Below are 16,543 nucleotides of genomic sequence, written 5' to 3'. Positions count from 1 at the left end.
AGCGCCGATGCCCGTTTCTCCCAAATCGCCTCCGGTCGCAAAGACTGCGAAAGGACAGGACCGCAGGGTCGGCGTTGAGCTGGAATTTGCCGGGCTGTCGGTGGAACAGACGGTGGATCTCCTGCTGGATGCGTTCGGCGGCGAGGCGGAGAAAATCGACGCGCACCGCACCATCCTGCGCCATGAAGAATGGGGTGAGGCCACGGTCGAACTTGATCTCCAGTATGTGCATGGGAATTCCGGTGCGGAAGGAACAGCGGACAGCTCCAGCTCCCTGTTCAGGGACTTTGAGCTGCCGGACGACTGGCGCGGTCCTCTGGGCGATGCCCTGACCGGGCTGGTGCCGGTGGAGATCGTGTTTCCGCCGATCCCCTGGTCCAGTCTGGGGGCGCTTGATGACGTGTTCGCGCTCCTGCGCCGGCATGGGGCCCTTGGCACCCGGGAAAGCGCGTTTTATGCCTTCGGGCTGCATCTGAATGTGGAGGTCGCAACCGGTGCGCCGGAGGAAATCCTGCGTGTCTTGCAGGCCTATCTCCTGCTGTCCGAAAATCTCAGAGACGCGGTAGCCGTCGATATCACCCGCCGCATTCTGCCGCACACTGCCCATTTCCCGGAGAGTTACGCGCGGAGAATTCTCTCGCCTGACTACCCGGCGGACCTTGAGACAATGATTGACGATTATCTCGAGATGAATCCGACCCGGAACCGCGAGCTTGATATGCTGCCGCTCTTTACCCATCTGGCGCCGGAACGGGTACGCAGCCGGATAACGGATGTCCTGATCAAACCGCGCCCGACCTATCACTACCGCCTGCCGAACGCCGATCTCGGCGATCCGGATTGGTCTGCGGTAACCGAATGGAACCGCTGGGTTACGGTGGAAGAACTGGCTGCTGATCCGGAGCGGCTTGGCGCGGCCATCGTCAGTTTTCGCGCGGCAAGACAGGCCGGTATTTCCGGGCGGTTGCGCCGCTTGTTCGGTGTTGAATGAGCAACAGCTACCGCCCGCTGATCGGGATCTCCACATCCAGCAAATCCGGTTTGATCCCGCTGTCCTTTCACCGGTTCGCGATCTGGCGTGCCGGCGGGCGGAGCGTTCGGCTCGGGCCTGACCGTCCGCTTGATGCCGATGCGCTCGATGGGGTGATCATCGGCGGCGGCAGCGATCTCGCGCCGGCGCTCTATAGCGGTGAGGTTACGATAGAGGAGGCGATCGATCCGGAGCGGGATGCCTTCGAGCTCGCGCTGCTCGATCAGTTCAGGGATGGAAAACGACCTGTCCTTGGCATTTGCCGTGGGGCCCAGATCCTGAATGTGTATTTCGGCGGCGATCTGCACAATGAAATCTCCGAGGCCTATCCCGGCACCCGGGCCCGGCGGACGCCGTTGCCGGTAAAAAGGATCGAAATCGACGAGGGATCGCGCCTGCGAGAAATGCTCGGGGTGAGCTGGTGCCGGGTGAACAGTATTCACCATCAGTCGGTCGATAGAATCGGCGAGGGCCTCCGGGTGTCGGCACATGATCGACGGGGCATGGTGCAGGGGATCGAGAGTACCGGTGACCAGCTTTTCTTCGGGGTGCAGTGGCATCCTGAATTTCTGGTTTTCAACCGGCCGCAGCAGCGGCTTTACCGGGCCCTGATCCGCGCCGCCGCCGGGAAAGAATAAACCCCGCTTTCTTGCCGTTCGCGGCGGCGGCTCGTTCCCGACCGCTCTCTGGTCAGCCACGGTCTGTCTCGGTACCTTCGTATACAATTACGAAAATCAAGGGAGGAGACCCCAATGGATCTGGATCAGCTTTTCGAACAGGGCTTGGCGACCCGCAAGAAGGTGCTCGGCGACGAATATGTCGAGAACAGTTTCAACAATGCGGACGAGTTCTCGATGATCCTGCAGAAGTTCGTCACCACCCATGCATGGGGAGCATGCTGGGGCCGGGACGGACTCGATTTGAAAACCCGCTCGATGCTGAACCTCGCCATGCTGTCCGCGATGGGCCGTGAGCACGAACTGCGCCTGCATCTGCTTGGCGCGCTGAACAACGGCGTCACCAAGAAGGAGATTGCGGAGATCTTCCTGCAATCGGCGACCTATGCCGGCTTCCCGGCTGCCGTCAGTGCCTTCAAGATCGCCCGCGAAGTCTTCAAAGAACAGGGAGTCTGAGCCATGGCTTCCGACACTAAACCGATCGTCGGCTGGATCGGCCTCGGCATGATGGGCTGGCCGATGGCCCGGCATATGGTCGAGGCGGGCTACGACGTGCGCGTTTTCGATCTCAGACCTGAGGTTTCCCAGCGATTCGCGGGTGAAATCGGTGGTGAGGTGGCGCCGAGTCTGGAAGCGCTTGGCGCGGCGTCGGATATCGTCGTCACCATGGTGCCGGACGGCAAGGCTGCCCGTATGGCGCTTGTTGACGGCGCGGACAATGCCTCGAAGGGCATGAAGAAAGGCGCCGTCGCCATCGACATGAGCTCGTCCGAGCCGACCGGTACGGTCGAACTTGGCGCGGCGTTGAAGGAAAAAGGCATCGTGCTGTGCGATGCACCCGTTTCTGGCGGCACCTGGCGGGCCGAGGAAGGCTCGCTCGCCATCATGCTCGGCGGCGCGGACGAAGCGGCGCTGGATGCGGCCGAGGGGATCATGGAGCCGATGAGCCGGGTGGTCGTCCGCACCGGCCCGCTCGGCTCCGGTCATGCCATGAAGTGCCTGAACAACTACCTCTCGGCCATCGCCCTCAGCGCCACCAACGAGGCCATTCTGGTCGGTGCCAAGTTCGGCCTCGACCCGAACGTGATGATCGATGTGATCAACGTCTCGACCGGCCGCAGCAACAATACCGAGACCAAGTTCAAGCCCTCGGTGCTGACCCGCAAGTTCGACGCAGGGTTTGCCACCGCCCTGATGACCAAGGATGTCGGCATCGCCGCGGGCCTTGCCGAAAGCCAGGGTCAGGACATGCCGATCCTGAACCTGCTGACCGGCATCTGGCGTGAGTTCAATGAAGCCCATCCAGGCAGCGACCATTCCGCCTCGATCCAGTATTGGGAAGAGCGGAACGGGGAGAAGCTGGAGCCGACCAAGGGCTGATTGTTTCGGAAGCGAGCCCGTCTTCCCTGGGTTCCTGCTTTCGCAGGAATGACGACCTTTTTTAAGCCGTCATCCTCGCGCACGCGGGGACCCAGAGATCATTGGGTCGCGGTGGATCAGAGCGGCCTGCCAAAGAAGCAGACATAGCCGTCCGGATCGGCGATCTCGAACCCCCTCAGGCCGTCGTCGGTGTCGGCGAGAGGCTCCTTGAATGCAACGCCGCGCTCTTTCAGTTCTTCGGCGAGCACATCCGGATCGGCGACATGGACGAATGTGTCCCAGCGGGCCCATTCGTGCCGGACATGGTTCGGAAGAGGCGGGACGGTTCTGTCGATGGACTTGACCATGATCTGCGCCTGCCCGCGCCCGACAATGGCGAATTGCGGATCGCTCTCCGGTGCCATGAAGCGGCATTCGAAGCCCATTTTCTCAAGATAATGCTCCAGAGAGACAGGCAGGCTTTCAACGATGAAAAAGGGCGTACACGGCCCCAGACTTGTACTCTCGGACATGCAGTCTCCTCCGGGCGGTGCTTCTGTTTCAGGTGCACTTATTTAGGGAATTTATGCAAATGACACGCATTATCAAGAAATGTTTTTAGCATCGACCGGAGTTGCATACGCTTCGCCGGGCGGACTCTCCTTGCATTCCGCACCGTTCCCCCGATATAGAACCCTCGGAAGGCTGGGACGGACGAGCTCCTCGCCAATCCGGTCAGGTCCGGAAGGAAGCAGCCGTAACGAGTTTTCGCTCGGGTCGCTTCCCAGTCTTCCACCTCTCCCCTATGATCCCCCGCATGGACGATCAGACACCTTCCGAGACCATTGAGGGCCCCGCGGGCGACGTTGTTGCGCCACCTGCGGAATACCGTGTGCTCGCGCGGAAATACCGGCCGCAGACGCTCGACGACCTGAAGGGTCAGGACGCGCTTGTCCGCACCTTGCGGAACGCACTGGCCTCCGGCCGTCTGGCGCACGCCTTTGTGCTGACCGGCGTACGCGGGGTCGGCAAGACGACGACGGCGCGGATCATCGCCAAGGGCCTCAACTGCATCGGGCCGGACGGTTCCGGCGGGCCGACCGTGACGCCCTGCGGTGTGTGCGACCCCTGCCGGTCGATCACCGAGGACCGGCATGTCGACGTGATGGAGATGGATGCGGCCTCGCGCACCGGCGTCGACGATATCCGCGAGATCATCGACGGGGTGCGCTACAAGCCGGTTTCCGCCCGCTACAAAGTCTACATCATCGATGAAGTGCATATGCTCTCCCGCAATGCCTTCAACGCGCTCCTGAAAACGCTGGAAGAGCCGCCGGAGCATGTGAAATTCATCTTCGCGACGACCGAGATCCGCAAGGTGCCGATCACCGTGCTGTCGCGCTGCCAGCGATTCGATCTGCGCCGATTCGATGTTTCCGAGCTGATGGAGCTGTTCGGCACCATCTGCGGCAAGGAAGGCGTCGAGGCGGACGACGAGGCGCTGGCGCTGATTTCCCGCGCCGCTGACGGCTCGGCCCGCGATGGTCTTTCGATCCTCGATCAGGCGATGGCGCTGTCCGACGGCCGGATCACGGCGGCACAGGTGCAGGACATGCTTGGCCTCGCCGACCGGGCGCTGGTTTTCGATCTGTTCGAAAAGGTGATGGGCGGCAAGATCGCAGAGGCGCTGGGCGATGTCCGCTCGATGTATGCCTCCGGCGCCGATCCGGTGGTCGTGCTGCAGGATCTGCTGGATCTGACCCACCTGATCACCCGGCTGAAAACAGCCCGCGACTCGGCACTGGAAGGCGCTTCCGAGCTGGAACGGACACGCGGTGTTTCCTTCGCGGACCAGTTGACGCTGCCGGTTCTGGCGCGGACCTGGCAGATGCTCCTGAAGGGGCTCGGTGAGGTGCAGAGCGCGCCCTCGACGCTGGCCGCGCTCGAGATGGTGCTGATCCGGCTGGCCTATACGGCGGACCTGCCGCCGCCCGGCGATCTGGTGAAGGCGATCAAGGCGGGAAAGCCTGACGCGGCTCCGGGACGCCAACCGGCGGCCGCGCAAAACCAGACGGCACCTCAGACGGAACGCACTCCGGCACCGGTCGCGATGGTGCCGAAGCCAGTCGCCGCTCCGCCATCAGCCCCGCCACCAGCCCCGGAAGAACCCTCGGCACCGGCTATACCCGAGACCTTCGAGGCCGTGGTCGCCCTGTTCGAGGAGCATCGCGAGGCACTGCTGCACGCACAGCTCAGCCGCTCGGTCCGGCCGATCTCCGCAGAGGCGGGACGGCTGGAAATCGTGCTCGATCCCAGTGCGCCGGACAGTCTGCCGGGCCAGGTCGCGGCCAAGCTGAAGCAGTGGACGGGCATTCCCTGGACCGTCGAGTCGAACGATGCGATGCCGGGCGACGAGGACATCCATACCCTGGCGGAGCGCAAGGCGAATGCCGAGGCGGCGAAGCGAAAATCGATCTCCGAACACCCGGTGGTCGCGGCGGTGCTTGAAGCTTTCCCCGAAAGCACGATAGAAGCCATTCGACCGCTGGTCAGGGAGATCCCCGAGGAGGCTGCCCCGGAGGCCGCTCCTTACAGCGACGAAGACAGTCAAGCGAACGAGGCATGACCAGATGAAAAATCTCGGCAACATGATGAAGCAGGTCCAGCAGATGCAGGAGCGCATGCAGGAAATGCAGGCGGAATTGCAGGAACTGGAAGTCGAGGGCTCCAGCGGCGCCGGTATGGTCACCGTCCGGATGACCGGCAAGGGCGAGATGAAGGGGATCAAGATCGATCCCTCCCTCGTCGATCCGGCCGATACCGAGGTGCTGGAAGACCTGATCATCGCCGCCGCCAACGACGCCAAGGCGAAGGCGGACGAGAAGATGCAGGACGAAATGCAGAAGCTGACCGGCGGGCTGCCTTTGCCGCCGGGCTTCAAGCTGCCGTTCTGATCCGATTGCGGCCGGCAGGATAGCCTCGCGATGGATGAGCTTGACCGCGTCATGCACTATCTGGCGAAGCTGCCGGGCCTCGGCCCGCGGTCGGCCCGCCGGGCCGTGCTGCATATGTTGCGCAAACGGGAAGTTCTGATGCGGCCGCTGGCCGATGCGCTGGGCGCTGCCGCGGAAGCAGTTCGCGACTGTTCGGTCTGCGGCAATCTCGATGCCAGCGATCCCTGCCATATCTGCCGTGACGATAGCCGTGATGCGTCGGTGATCTGCGTTGTCGAGGATGTCGGCGATGTCTGGGCGCTCGAGCGGGCCGGCGCCTTCAAGGGCCGCTATCACGTGCTGGGCGGCCTGCTGTCCGCGCTCGACGGAGTCGGGCCGGACGATCTCAATCTTGACGGGCTGATCGCCCGTTCCGGTGCGCCGGAAGTGAAGGAAGTGATTCTGGCCATGGATGCCACCGTCGACGGGCAGACCACCGCCCATTACATCTCCGACCGACTGGCCGGTCTCGACGTTTCCATCACCCGTCTGGCGCGTGGCGTTCCGGTTGGGGGTGAGCTCGATTTCCTCGATGACGGAACCCTGACCCAGGCCCTGAAGGCCCGCCGGGCACTCTGATCGTGGACCAGCGTGCAATCCGCCTGAAGGCGACCGCCATCGGCTTCACTGCTGTCCTTATGTGGGCCGCGTTGGCACTGTTTACCGCGCTCACCGGCAAGGTCCCGCCGTTTCAGCTTCTCGCCATGTGCTTCACGGTCGCGACCCTGATCGCCTGCGTCTTCTGGCTGGTTCGGGGACAGAACCCGCTCAGCTATATGCGTCAGAAGCCGATGGTCTGGCTGCTCGGTGTCGGCGGTCTGTTCGGCTATCACTTCTTCTATTTCGTCGCGATCGACAATGCGCCGACCGTCGAGGCCAGCCTGATCGCCTATCTCTGGCCGCTGCTGATCGTCGTCTTCTCGGCTTTGCTGCCGGGCGAGCGGTTGCGCTGGTTCCATCTCGCCGGTGCGCTGCTGGGGCTTGGCGGTGCGGCCCTCTTGGTGACGCGCGGCGAAACGCTCAGCCTCGATCCGCGCTACAGCTTCGGCTATGGCGCCGCCTGCATCTGCGCGGTTACCTGGTCCGGATATTCGGTCCTGTCACGCCGTTTCGGTTCCGTTCCGACCGAGGCTGTCGGCGGCTTTTGCGCCGTTGCGGCGATCCTTGGTGTCCTCTGCCATCTGGCTTTCGAACAGACGGTCTGGCCGGACGGCATGCTGGAATGGGGCGCGGTTGCCCTGCTCGGGCTTGGACCGGTGGGCGGTGCATTCTTCACCTGGGATTACGGGGTGAAGCGCGGCGATATCCAGGCGCTCGGCGCCTCGTCCTACGCGGCGCCATTGCTGTCGACGATCCTGCTCATCCTGGTCGGACTTGCCCCCTTCACGGGGGTGGTTGCCGTGGCGTGTCTGCTGATTGTCGGCGGCGCCGTGCTGGCCTCGCGGGACATGATTTTCCGGCGGCGCGCGCCGTAGGTGATCGAGGGGGTGGCGTTTAGCTGCCGCGCGGGGTCGGCCGCCAGTCGGGCGGGGCCATTTCGAAGCCGGAAAAATCGAAGGCGGGTGCCACAGTGCAGCCGACGAGCGTCCATTCTCCGAGGCTTTCCGCCGCCTGCCACCAGCCTTCCGGGACCACGATATGCGGTTTCTGGCCGGCCAGCACGTCGGGGCCGAGATGATGCGCTTCCGCGTCATGCCCGTTCGGCGATAGGGTCAGGACGAGCGGTGCGCCCGCGTAATGATGCCAGATCTCGGTGGCGTCCGTGACCCGGTGCCAGGCGGAGACTTCGCCGACCGGCAGCAGATAATAGATCTGCGTGACCGTGCCCCGGCTGCCATCGCCCGGCGCGTCGCGCCAGGTTTCGGCGTAATAGCCGCCCTCGGGATGCGGCTGCATCCCGAGTTTCGCGACGATAGCTTTCCAATCGGCTGAGCTCATGATCGATCAGGACGGCGGCTGGGTTTCCTGCATCGATTTGCGCTCGGAGAATTTGGCGTACCAGGCGCCGAGCGCCGGATAGTTCTCGCGCCAGCCGATATCCGGATAGCGGAAGTCGAGATAGCCGCAGGCACAGGCCGCGCCGATGATGCCGGCATCGATCCTGTCGCCAAAGGATACAGCCGCGGCATCGAGCGCCTTCAGGGCGCCATCGACCTTTTTCATCTGTCCTTCGCCCCATTCGGCCCACTGCTTGTCCGCCGGGCGCAGGCCCCGCTCATAGCGATTGTTCACGGCGGCATCCATCAGACCGTCCGCCAACGCTTCCATGCAAAGCACGTCCCAGCGTGCGTCGCCTTCCGCCGGGTAGAAGGACGGGGAGGCGACCAGAGAATCCAGATAGGCCGTGATGACGCGCGAATCGTACAGGCCTTTGCCGTTATCCAGCACCAGCGCCGGGATTTTCGCCACGGGATTGCTGGCGGCGAGCTCCGCGCTCTGGTTGACCACAGTGGTCGTTACCTTGGCCAGCTCGACCTTGTCCTCAAGCCCGAGTTCCTTGATGAACACGAGGACTTTCCGGACGAATGGGGACGCCGGGGAATAAAGCAGTTTCATGTGTTGTTCGCTCCCTTGGAAAACCGGCTCTGAGAACCGGCAGGCCCCGATCTAGGGCTTAGAAATTGTCCTTGCGATGCCGCACTTCGGTGAAGACCGCGACCGGATCGGCACCCTCCATGCCGATGGCGGCGGCCAGCGCCGGATCGTCCGCGCGCAGGAACGGGTTCGTCTCCAGCTCATCGCCGAGTGTTGACGGCACGGTCGGCTTGCCCGCGGCCCGCGCTTTGTCGATCGCCTCCGCCTGGGCTTTCAGCCTGGCGTTGCCGCCATCGACCGAAAGCGCGAAGCGGGCGTTCGACTGGGTATATTCGTGGCCGCAATAGATCCGGGTCGAGGCCGGCAGGCCGCGCAGTTTTTTCAGCGAGTCCCACATCTGTTCCATCGTGCCTTCGAACACCCGGCCACAGCCGAGCACGAAGAGCGTGTCGCCGGAGAGCAGGATATCCGAATCCGGGAAGAAGAAGGCGATATGGCCCAGCGTATGGCCCGGTGTCTCGAAGATTTCCGCCTTGTGCCCGGCAAACTCGAACGCATCGCCCTCGGCCAGCGTGACGTCCATACCGGAGATCCGTGCCGTCTCCGATTTCGGGCCGACCAGGGTGCAGCCGTATTTCTCCCGCACCGCCTCGTTGCCCTCGATATGGTCGCCGTGATGGTGGGTGTTGATGATGTGGCTCGGCTTCCAGCCGCGTGCCTCAAGCGCCGCGATCACCGGCGCCGCTTCGCCGGGATCGACCACGGCGGTCGCGCCACTGTCCGCGTCATGCAGCAGGTAGACGTAATTGTCGGATCTGGCGGGGACCAGCACCACTTCGAGACGGGCCATTGCTTCGCTCCTTGGAATCCGGTGGGGCATCGTGAAAACGCAGGCGGGACCGTAGCATCAACCTTTTGACGCGGCCAAGCGGGCGACTATGATCCCTTCGCGACATGTGAACTGCCGGTATGGAACATGTTCAACGATGCAGTCGATCTCTGGGATTTTTACGGCACGCGCGTCGGGCAGGTAGCCCGGCGGATGATCCGCCGCCGTATCCGTGAGCTATGGCCGAACACCAAGGGCGAGACCGTGCTCGGGCTCGGTTACGCGACGCCGTTCCTGCGTCCGTTCCGGGACGAGGCGGAGCGGGTGATCGCGGTGATGCCCTCGCAACAGGGCGTGCTGCACTGGCCGCGCGAGGGCAAGGGGCTGGTCTGCCTTTCCGACGAGGCCGAGCTGCCGTTGCAGGATGTCTCCGTCGACCGGGTGCTGCTGGTCCATGCGCTGGAATGCACCGAGCAATTGCGGCCCATGCTGCAGGAGGTCTGGCGGGTTCTGGCCGGGAACGGCAAGTTGCTGGTCGTGGTGCCGAACCGGCGCGGTATCTGGGCCCGGCTCGATCGCACCCCCTTCGGACACGGCCATCCCTATTCCCCCTCGCAGCTCTCGCGCTTGCTGAAAGACAACATGTTCGCGCCCTCGCTCACCGCGCATGCGCTCTACATGCCGCCCTCGAACTCGCCGCTGCTGCTGCGTTCCGCCTCCGCCGTGGAAAAACTCGGCGAGCGCTGGTTCAACCGGTTCTCTGGCGTGGTACTGATCGAGGCAACGAAACAGATCTATGCCCGGCCAAAGGGGCGGGCTGTGAAAATCAGGCAACTGTTGCCAATGCCCAGGCGCCGGGCGACAGCCCTGAACACAGCCGGCGGTCATGGCCGCATCGCTGAAAATTTACAGAGGAGGAAACAGAAATGATTGTGATCGCCGTGAAGCTGGTTGTTGCCGAGAGTGACGCCGCAGCTTTTGAAGCGCGTCTGAAGCAGCACGCCGCCAACAGCCTGACCCAGGAGGGCTGCAAGGGCTTCCTCGTCGCCCGCGATCAGGAAAACCCGGGGGCTTTCCAGCTCTGGGAAACCTACACCGACATGGCGGCATTCGAGGAACACAAGGCGGCCGATTTCATGGCCGATTTCCGGGAATTCTCGACCCCGCTGGTCAAGGAGCGGGTGCTGGCGATCTGCGACCAGATCGCCTGATCTGTGCATTAATTTTCCGATTTCCGGGACAGCTGGTCAGGCACTCAACCAGCCGAAGCTGTCCCGATTTCCGCCAACCGGTTCTCTGTCCGCTTGAATTCGCTGCCTGCCACGGCTATTGCTAGCCGCCGCGCCGGGAGTTCGACGGAGTACGACTCTGCGGCATTCTTCTTTTTTCGGGTCCGATTGGGCTCGTTCGGGGTTCGATTGGAAGGCTAGTCCGGTGAGCACGCTTGATGATCTGAGGCGGGAGATCGACGGGATCGACGTGGCTTTGCACGATCTGTTGATGCGCCGTGTCGAGATCGGCAAGCAGGTCGCCGACGCCAAGGGCGGAGACCGAGGCCCCTATTTCCGGCCGGGCCGCGAGGCGCAGATCATCCGCCGCCTCGTCGCGCGCAATGAATCCTACCTAAACATTCCGACGCTGATCCGGTTCTGGCGTGAGATTCTGAGCGCCAACCTGAACATGCAGACGCACGTGCATGCCGCAGTCTACCTGCCGGAAGGCGCCGAGAAGGTCTACGATCTGGCGCGTGATCATTGCGGTATCTCGTCGACGATCGAGCGTATGGACAGCGCCGAAGCTGTGCTGAATGCGGTTGCCGCCGGCGCGGCGACGCTTGGCGTGCTGCCCGGCTTCCCGATGACCGCTGCACGATGGTGGCCGCAGCTGTGCTCCGACAGAACCGGTCTGGCGACGCCGCGCATCATTGCGCGGCTTCCTTTTTGCGAGACCGGGGCTGCTGTCGGGGTGAATGGTTTCGCAGGCGATGCCTTCATCGTCGCCGGGCAGGAGCCGGAAGCCTCCGGTGAGGACAAGACGCTGTTCGCGGTGCGCGACGGCGTCGAGATCGCGGGCGATGTGGTGGATGAAGGCGACGGCTACCGGCTGATCGAGCAGGACGGGTTCCTGGAGATCCCGGAAGGACTGGAGCGACATCTGGGCGGCCGCGAAGGCGAGGTGCCCTATTACCGCATCGGCGCTTACGCGGTCCCGGTTCACGCCGGCTGATTTTTCGGCCCGCCACCGGACCCAGATCCGATCTCCCTGTACGCTTTTTGAACTGATAAAATCATGTCTTCCAGCAATAAGACGCCGTCGATCAAACCGAAATCCTCCATCGCGACCATGGTCAGCTACACGCCGAACCACGGTGGTGCGAGCAAGCCGGGGCGGGTGATCCGCCTGTCCGCGAACGAAGGCGCTCTTGGCATGAGCCCGAAGGCCCTCGCGGCCATGCACACGGCCGATCCGGACCTGCACCGCTACCCCGCCGTCGCCGCCAGCCGACTGGCGGAAGCGGTGGCAAAGCGTAACGGCATCGATCCGGCCGGCATCGTTTTCGGTTGCGGCTCCGACGAGTTGATCCAGACGCTCTGCCTCGCTTATCTCGAGCCGGGCGACGAGGCGATCCACACCCAGTACGGCTTTCTGGTCTACCCGATGGCGACCCGGATTGCCGGCGGTGTGCCGGTGATGGCGCCGGACGACGAATACACTGTCAGCGTCGATGCGATCCTCGCCGCTGTCAGCGACCGCACCCGCATGGTGTTCCTCGCCAATCCGAACAACCCGACAGGCACCTACATCCCGCAGGATGAGGTGAAGCGCCTGCGGGCCGGGTTGCGGGACGATATCCTGCTGGTGATGGACGCCGCCTATTGCGAATACGTAACGAAGAACGACTTCGACAGCGGTATCGAGCTGGTCGAGGCGCACGACAATGTCGTGATGCTGCGGACCTTCTCGAAACTGTACGGTATGGCGGGCCTCCGGCTCGGCTGGGCCTACGCGCCGAAGGATATCGCGGCGACGCTGGAAAGCATCAAGCAGCCGTTCGGTGTGAACTCGCTGGCCATCGCGGCTGGCATCGCCGCGGTCGAGGATCTGGCCTTCCAGGAAGCGGTGGTCGAGAGCAACAACCGCTGGCTGCCCTGGAGCGTGGAGAAGTTCACCGAGCTCGGTCTTGAGGCGCTGCCGACCGTGACCAACTTCCTGCTGCTGCGTTTCCCGGAAGAAGAGGGGCGCAATGCCGCGGCGGCCCGCGCTTTCCTCGCGGACCGGAACATTCTGGTGCGGGAGATGGCCGGATACGGCGTGCCCGACACCGTGCGGCTGTCCATCGGTACCGGCGAGGAAATGCGCGATGTGGTCGATGCGCTGGCAGACTTTCTCGGCAAGGAAAGGCCGGCATCATGAGCATGACAGATCTTCCCCAGGACGAGCCTGTCTTCAAGCGGCTGGCGCTGATCGGCGTCGGCAATATCGGCTCTTCCATCGCCCGCGCCGTGCGTCAGGCTGGCAACGGTGCTGCCCATCTTGCGGCCTTCGACCGTGATCCGGCGGTCCGGGCGCGGCTGCTGGAGCTTGGTATCGTCGACAGTGTGCACGAGAGCGCCGGAGAGGCCGTGACAGGCGCTGACGGTGTCGTCCTGTGCGCGCCGGTCGGCGCTTATGCCGCGATCATGTCCGAGATCGCACCGCATCTGGAGCAGGGCGCGGTCCTGACCGATATCGGCTCGGTGAAAATGGCGGTGGTACGTGACGTCTCGCCGCTGGTTCCGGAAGGCGTTCACTTCGTCCCCGGTCACCCGGTCGCAGGAACGGAGAAATCCGGCCCCGATGCCGGTTTTGCCGAGCTTTTCCGGGGTCGCTTCTGGCTGCTGACGCCGGAAGAAGGTGTCGACCCCACGGCAACGGCGAAAGTCGAGGCACTGTGGTCCCGGGTCGGCGCCATCGTCGAGGTGATGGATGCGGCCTACCACGACAAGGTGCTGGCGCTGACCTCTCACCTGCCTCACCTGATCGCCTACACCATCGTCGGCACGGCCTTCGATGTTGAGGAGCAGGAGCGGCAGGACGTGATCCGGTTCTCCGCCGGTGGCTTCCGGGACTTCACCCGGATTGCCGGCTCGGACCCGACCATGTGGCGCGACATCTTTCTGAACAACAAGGAAGCGGTGTTGGAGATGCTGCAGCGTTTCACCGAGGATCTGACGGCTCTGCAGCGGCAGATCCGGTGGGGCGAGGGCGACAAGCTCTATGAGTTTTTCGAGCGCACGCGGGAAGTCCGGCGGAGTGTTGTCGAGGCGCATCAGGAAGGCTCCAACCCCTGGGGGCCGGATGCCAATAAAGAGGATGCGGACTCAGAAGGCAGGAAACCGGAATAAGGTGAAGGGACCGGCGCTGACGCGTCCGTTCTGTGCCGAGACCGGCATGCTGACGACACGGGTTCCGTCTGTGCCGCTGTTGCGGCTGAAGGCGCCCAGCACGAGGCGGGCAACTTCGGCGGCGTCCCGGGTCAGATGACCGGCGCTGATGAGGTCTTCTATGACTTCATCGAACCCCTTGATTTCCAGGGTGCCCGCACCTTCCGGACGGAGCAGCTGATCCAGCGCGAGTGTCGCGTTCAGTTTCAGCGCCACCGGGTCGAGCGACAGCGTGAAGCGGTCGATGTCGACGGTTCCGCCCGCATCCCGCCAAAGCGCAAGATCCGTTGCATCGGTGCCGGAAAGCGCGCCGCGCAGAGTCGCTTCGAGAGAGAGCCTGGCATGGTCTGCCGCTGTGCCGAGCTGCTTCAGGGCGGGCGTTTCCAGACGGGCGGTGGTGAGGCTGACGACGGCCGACGCATCCGTATGGCTGGCAACGCTGTCGGCCTGATCCAGTGTCGCGGTTGTTGCGCCGAGCCTGGCGGCTTCGCGCGGGCCGACGGGATCGCCCTCCCGATGCGAGACCAGCCGGCCGCTGGCAGCACTCAGCCGGGCATGCTCCAGCACCCCTGAATTGTAGAACTTGGCATTGATCGTGGTATCGGGCGCCGATGTCAGGGTCACCGTTGTGCCTTGCGCGGGGGCCTTCTGGACCGCGGTCAGGCCGTTCTCCGCCGTCAGCGTCAGATCGAGCGGCGCCCAGGGCTTGGCGGACAGCCGCAGCCGGTCGGTCGCCACTGTTTCGACCACGGCTTCCCGGTTCCGTTGGTAGAGAACGTCAGGCGCAAGGATGCTCATCTCGAAGGGAAAACCCTCGAAGCGTAATGTGCCGTAAGCGATCTCGTTGCCCTTGGCGCGTTCTGCGGCAGCCCAGTCCTCGATCCGGCCTTCCAGCCAGAACGCGGCGGCGAACCAGTTGCCGACATAGGTCAGCACCGCGAGCGCCAGCACGAAGGAAAGAACGGTACCGATGCGTCGCGGGCTCTTGTGCGGCGCCGGTGGTGTGGTTATCTCGTTGGTCATCTGGTGCAAATTACTTCCCGAGTGTCCCGAAAGATATGACTACCGACAGCGGCGATCTATGGGTTTTCGGCTACGGCTCGCTGATGTGGCGGCCGGGCTTCGACTATGTGGAGCGTTTGCCGGTCCGGCTCAATGGGTATCATCGCGATTTCTGTGTCTGGTCGCACAGGTATCGCGGCACGCCTGAGCGGCCGGGACTGGTGCTCGGGCTCGACCGGGGCGGGTCCTGCCGCGGTATTGCCTACCGGATCGCATCCGAAGACAGATCCGCCGTGCTGGATTATCTGCATGAGCGGGAAATGATCACAGGCGTTTACGATCCTCGTTACCTGCCGGTCATCGATTCCATGTCCGACCGCCGCGTCGTGGCCCAGTCCTATGTCGTGGATCGTGCCCATGCGCAATACGCGGCGGACCTGACGGTCGAACAGCGGGCGGCCCTGGTGATCCAGGGTGTCGGGACCGCCGGGCCATGCCGGGATTATCTGGCCAACACAGTTGCTCATCTGGTCGAACTCGGGATGCCGGATCGGCGCCTTGGCACCTTGCTGCGGACGGTGGATGCCATGCTGGCGGGCGATCTTGCGATCCCGGAAGCTCCTGGCGGACCGCCGGCTCATCCCGCCAATCATCCGGGCGTCCGGCCGGAAACGGCGATCTGATCAGCGTTTGACGCTTCAGTTTTGCCTCTCGCTCTTGCCGAGAAGCCATTCCATCACGGCCGTCACGGCCGGCGGACGGGTAGTGCTCTTCTGTGCGAGCAGATGAAAGTCCCGCCCACCATTGAAAGAGCCGTCCGCAACCTCAACCAGTCGTCCTGCCAGAAAATCCTGCTCCACCAGAAAGCGGCTGGCCAGGGCAATGCCCTGACCGGCCAGCGCCGCATCGATGCTGAGCGAGGTCTGACTGAAACTCAGTCTGTTCTTTCCCGCCCAGTCGCTGACCCCGAGCACCTCCCGCAGAAAAGCGGGCCACAGATCATGTGTGTCCTGCAGCAGCGGGAGCGCGCTGAAGTCATGTGCCGAGAGTGGCAGATCCCGCCCCTGCACCAGGGCAGGAGCGGCAATCGCGACAATATTGCCATGGAACAGAAGCCGGGCATCGATGGCAGCCCCGAAGGGAGGCGAACCTTGACGGATTGCGAGGTCGATGCCGTCGCCATGAAAGCTCAGTACGCTATCGGTTGCGAGAACCCGCAAGTCTATTTCCGGGTGGCGCGCGGTCAGGCTTGGCAGGTTCGGTATCAGCCACTTGGCGGCGAAAGTCGGCGTGACGCTGATCGTCACCTTGGATGGCGTGGGGGCCAGCCGGAGTGTCGCCTCCTGCAGCATGGCAAAGGCGGCGCTGACCTGCTGGTGATATCCACGTCCCTCGGCCGTGAAGGCAAGCCCCTTGGAATGCCGGTCGAACAGCTTGAGGCCGAGATGTGCTTCAAGACCGCGAATCTGTTGCGCGACGGCGCCCTGGGAAACCCCCAGCTCTTCCGCAGCGGCCCGGAAGTTCAGATGACGCCCGGCGGCGTCGAAGGCTTTCAGCGCATTGACCGGTGGAAGATGGAGTTTTTTAGCCAATAGAATTTCTACTTTCATGAGGTAGAGGAACTGACTGGCTCGAGCCATTTACTGCGCGCATATACTCCTTTAACAGGAAAATTCTCCCGAAGGAAAAGTCCA

General features: G+C 63.5%; 20 protein-coding genes and 1 other RNA gene. 15 read left to right on the top strand and 6 right to left on the bottom strand.

From position 1 onward, the window contains the following. The first annotated feature begins 7 nt into the window (after positions 1–7). The 4 genes from IG629_RS11985 to IG629_RS11970 all read left to right on the top strand — a co-directional run bounded on the left by IG629_RS11985 (position 8) and on the right by IG629_RS11970 (position 3,087). A complete protein-coding gene (locus IG629_RS11985) occupies positions 8–991 on the top strand; it encodes an amidoligase family protein (RefSeq protein WP_193172175.1) in 984 nt (327 codons plus the stop codon). Beyond that, positions 988–1,668 carry a gamma-glutamyl-gamma-aminobutyrate hydrolase family protein gene (locus IG629_RS11980; protein ID WP_193172174.1) on the top strand — a complete coding sequence of 227 codons (681 nt, stop codon included), beginning with the start codon at positions 988–990 and terminating at the stop codon, positions 1,666–1,668. Before IG629_RS11985 ends, IG629_RS11980 begins: the two co-directional genes overlap by 4 nt. 114 nt (positions 1,669–1,782) lie before the next feature. After that, positions 1,783–2,163, top strand: coding sequence for a carboxymuconolactone decarboxylase family protein (locus IG629_RS11975; RefSeq protein WP_028466062.1), 381 nt, complete (start codon positions 1,783–1,785; stop codon positions 2,161–2,163). 3 nt (positions 2,164–2,166) lie between these two features. Continuing rightward, complete coding sequence (locus IG629_RS11970; RefSeq protein ID WP_193172173.1) at positions 2,167–3,087, top strand: NAD(P)-dependent oxidoreductase; 921 nt, start codon at positions 2,167–2,169, stop codon at positions 3,085–3,087. Between the two features lie 116 nt (positions 3,088–3,203). On the opposite strand, the gene IG629_RS11965 is transcribed toward IG629_RS11970, so the two are convergent. After that, positions 3,204–3,599, bottom strand: coding sequence for a VOC family protein (locus tag IG629_RS11965; protein ID WP_193172172.1), 396 nt, complete (start codon positions 3,597–3,599; stop codon positions 3,204–3,206). 166 nt (positions 3,600–3,765) lie between these two features. On the opposite strand from IG629_RS11965, the gene ffs reads away from it, so the two are divergent. The 5 genes from ffs to yddG all read left to right on the top strand — a co-directional run bounded on the left by ffs (position 3,766) and on the right by yddG (position 7,534). Beyond that, positions 3,766–3,863, top strand: an RNA gene (ffs, locus tag IG629_RS11960) — signal recognition particle sRNA small type. Between the two features lie 20 nt (positions 3,864–3,883). Further along, positions 3,884–5,692, top strand: coding sequence for a DNA polymerase III subunit gamma/tau (locus tag IG629_RS11955; protein WP_193172171.1), 1,809 nt, complete (start codon positions 3,884–3,886; stop codon positions 5,690–5,692). Positions 5,693–5,696: 4 nt separating this feature from the next. Next, positions 5,697–6,020, top strand: coding sequence for a YbaB/EbfC family nucleoid-associated protein (locus IG629_RS11950; protein WP_028466059.1), 324 nt, complete (start codon positions 5,697–5,699; stop codon positions 6,018–6,020). A gap of 30 nt (positions 6,021–6,050) precedes the next feature. Next, positions 6,051–6,638, top strand: coding sequence for a recombination mediator RecR (gene recR, locus IG629_RS11945; RefSeq protein ID WP_193172170.1), 588 nt, complete (start codon positions 6,051–6,053; stop codon positions 6,636–6,638). Positions 6,639–6,640: 2 nt separating this feature from the next. Then, positions 6,641–7,534, top strand: a complete 894-nt coding sequence (yddG, locus tag IG629_RS11940) for an aromatic amino acid exporter YddG (RefSeq protein WP_319025069.1) — start codon at positions 6,641–6,643, stop codon at positions 7,532–7,534. Between the two features lie 19 nt (positions 7,535–7,553). Here yddG and IG629_RS11935 read toward each other — a convergent pair whose 3' ends face one another. Genes IG629_RS11935 through gloB form a run of 3 tightly spaced genes read right to left on the bottom strand, consistent with a single transcriptional unit; the run spans position 7,554 to position 9,444 of the window. Continuing rightward, a complete protein-coding gene (locus IG629_RS11935) occupies positions 7,554–7,997 on the bottom strand; it encodes a cupin domain-containing protein (protein WP_193172169.1) in 444 nt (147 codons plus the stop codon). Between the two features lie 6 nt (positions 7,998–8,003). Next, positions 8,004–8,615, bottom strand: coding sequence for a glutathione S-transferase (locus IG629_RS11930; protein WP_193172168.1), 612 nt, complete (start codon positions 8,613–8,615; stop codon positions 8,004–8,006). Between the two features lie 58 nt (positions 8,616–8,673). Continuing rightward, a complete protein-coding gene (gene gloB, locus IG629_RS11925) occupies positions 8,674–9,444 on the bottom strand; it encodes a hydroxyacylglutathione hydrolase (RefSeq protein ID WP_193172167.1) in 771 nt (256 codons plus the stop codon). 126 nt (positions 9,445–9,570) lie between these two features. Between gloB and IG629_RS11920 the strand changes: the two genes are divergently transcribed. The 5 genes from IG629_RS11920 (at position 9,571) to IG629_RS11900 (ending at position 13,808) form a co-directional block, all read left to right on the top strand. After that, on the top strand, positions 9,571–10,353 hold the full coding sequence (locus tag IG629_RS11920; protein WP_193172166.1) for a class I SAM-dependent methyltransferase: 783 nt from the start codon (positions 9,571–9,573) through the stop codon (positions 10,351–10,353). Further along, on the top strand, positions 10,350–10,634 hold the full coding sequence (locus IG629_RS11915; protein WP_193172165.1) for a putative quinol monooxygenase: 285 nt from the start codon (positions 10,350–10,352) through the stop codon (positions 10,632–10,634). The genes IG629_RS11920 and IG629_RS11915 overlap by 4 nt, the downstream gene beginning before the upstream one ends. 223 nt (positions 10,635–10,857) lie before the next feature. Beyond that, positions 10,858–11,649 carry a chorismate mutase gene (locus IG629_RS11910; RefSeq protein ID WP_051284801.1) on the top strand — a complete coding sequence of 264 codons (792 nt, stop codon included), beginning with the start codon at positions 10,858–10,860 and terminating at the stop codon, positions 11,647–11,649. A gap of 63 nt (positions 11,650–11,712) precedes the next feature. Then, positions 11,713–12,837 carry a pyridoxal phosphate-dependent aminotransferase gene (locus IG629_RS11905; protein WP_193172164.1) on the top strand — a complete coding sequence of 375 codons (1,125 nt, stop codon included), beginning with the start codon at positions 11,713–11,715 and terminating at the stop codon, positions 12,835–12,837. Positions 12,838–12,839: 2 nt separating this feature from the next. Beyond that, positions 12,840–13,808, top strand: coding sequence for a prephenate/arogenate dehydrogenase family protein (locus IG629_RS11900; RefSeq protein ID WP_404923848.1), 969 nt, complete (start codon positions 12,840–12,842; stop codon positions 13,806–13,808). Here IG629_RS11900 and IG629_RS11895 read toward each other — a convergent pair. Continuing rightward, positions 13,785–14,870: a DUF2125 domain-containing protein gene (locus IG629_RS11895; RefSeq protein ID WP_193172162.1), complete on the bottom strand. Its 1,086-nt coding sequence runs from the start codon at positions 14,868–14,870 to the stop codon at positions 13,785–13,787. The two genes, IG629_RS11900 and IG629_RS11895, sit on opposite strands and share 24 nt — an antisense overlap. A gap of 35 nt (positions 14,871–14,905) precedes the next feature. On the opposite strand from IG629_RS11895, the gene IG629_RS11890 reads away from it, so the two are divergent. Further along, complete coding sequence (locus IG629_RS11890; protein WP_193172161.1) at positions 14,906–15,532, top strand: gamma-glutamylcyclotransferase; 627 nt, start codon at positions 14,906–14,908, stop codon at positions 15,530–15,532. 15 nt (positions 15,533–15,547) lie between these two features. On the opposite strand, the gene IG629_RS11885 is transcribed toward IG629_RS11890, so the two are convergent. Then, positions 15,548–16,441 (bottom strand): LysR substrate-binding domain-containing protein, encoded by an 894-nt coding sequence (locus IG629_RS11885; RefSeq protein WP_226886642.1) that lies wholly within the window; start codon positions 16,439–16,441, stop codon positions 15,548–15,550. Between the last annotated feature and the right edge of the window lie 102 nt (positions 16,442–16,543).

It is taken from the genome of Nisaea nitritireducens (assembly GCF_014904795.1).
GTDB classification, from domain to species: domain Bacteria; phylum Pseudomonadota; class Alphaproteobacteria; order Thalassobaculales; family Thalassobaculaceae; genus Nisaea; species Nisaea nitritireducens.
The sequence above is the reverse complement of the archived record's forward strand: the minus strand, read 5'-3'. Positions and strand labels throughout refer to the sequence as shown.

Coding starts and splice junctions, on each gene's coding strand:
- IG629_RS11985 (WP_193172175.1), top strand. CDS start 8: ATGCCCGTTTCTCCCAAATCGCCTCCGGTCGCAAAGACTGCGAAAGGA.
- IG629_RS11980 (WP_193172174.1), top strand. CDS start 988: ATGAGCAACAGCTACCGCCCGCTGATCGGGATCTCCACATCCAGCAAA.
- IG629_RS11975 (WP_028466062.1), top strand. CDS start 1,783: ATGGATCTGGATCAGCTTTTCGAACAGGGCTTGGCGACCCGCAAGAAG.
- IG629_RS11970 (WP_193172173.1), top strand. CDS start 2,167: ATGGCTTCCGACACTAAACCGATCGTCGGCTGGATCGGCCTCGGCATG.
- IG629_RS11965 (WP_193172172.1), bottom strand. CDS start 3,599: ATGTCCGAGAGTACAAGTCTGGGGCCGTGTACGCCCTTTTTCATCGTT.
- IG629_RS11955 (WP_193172171.1), top strand. CDS start 3,884: ATGGACGATCAGACACCTTCCGAGACCATTGAGGGCCCCGCGGGCGAC.
- IG629_RS11950 (WP_028466059.1), top strand. CDS start 5,697: ATGAAAAATCTCGGCAACATGATGAAGCAGGTCCAGCAGATGCAGGAG.
- recR (WP_193172170.1), top strand. CDS start 6,051: ATGGATGAGCTTGACCGCGTCATGCACTATCTGGCGAAGCTGCCGGGC.
- IG629_RS11935 (WP_193172169.1), bottom strand. CDS start 7,997: ATGAGCTCAGCCGATTGGAAAGCTATCGTCGCGAAACTCGGGATGCAG.
- IG629_RS11930 (WP_193172168.1), bottom strand. CDS start 8,615: ATGAAACTGCTTTATTCCCCGGCGTCCCCATTCGTCCGGAAAGTCCTC.
- gloB (WP_193172167.1), bottom strand. CDS start 9,444: ATGGCCCGTCTCGAAGTGGTGCTGGTCCCCGCCAGATCCGACAATTAC.
- IG629_RS11920 (WP_193172166.1), top strand. CDS start 9,571: ATGTTCAACGATGCAGTCGATCTCTGGGATTTTTACGGCACGCGCGTC.
- IG629_RS11915 (WP_193172165.1), top strand. CDS start 10,350: ATGATTGTGATCGCCGTGAAGCTGGTTGTTGCCGAGAGTGACGCCGCA.
- IG629_RS11905 (WP_193172164.1), top strand. CDS start 11,713: ATGTCTTCCAGCAATAAGACGCCGTCGATCAAACCGAAATCCTCCATC.
- IG629_RS11900 (WP_404923848.1), top strand. CDS start 12,840: ATGACAGATCTTCCCCAGGACGAGCCTGTCTTCAAGCGGCTGGCGCTG.
- IG629_RS11895 (WP_193172162.1), bottom strand. CDS start 14,870: ATGACCAACGAGATAACCACACCACCGGCGCCGCACAAGAGCCCGCGA.
- IG629_RS11890 (WP_193172161.1), top strand. CDS start 14,906: ATGACTACCGACAGCGGCGATCTATGGGTTTTCGGCTACGGCTCGCTG.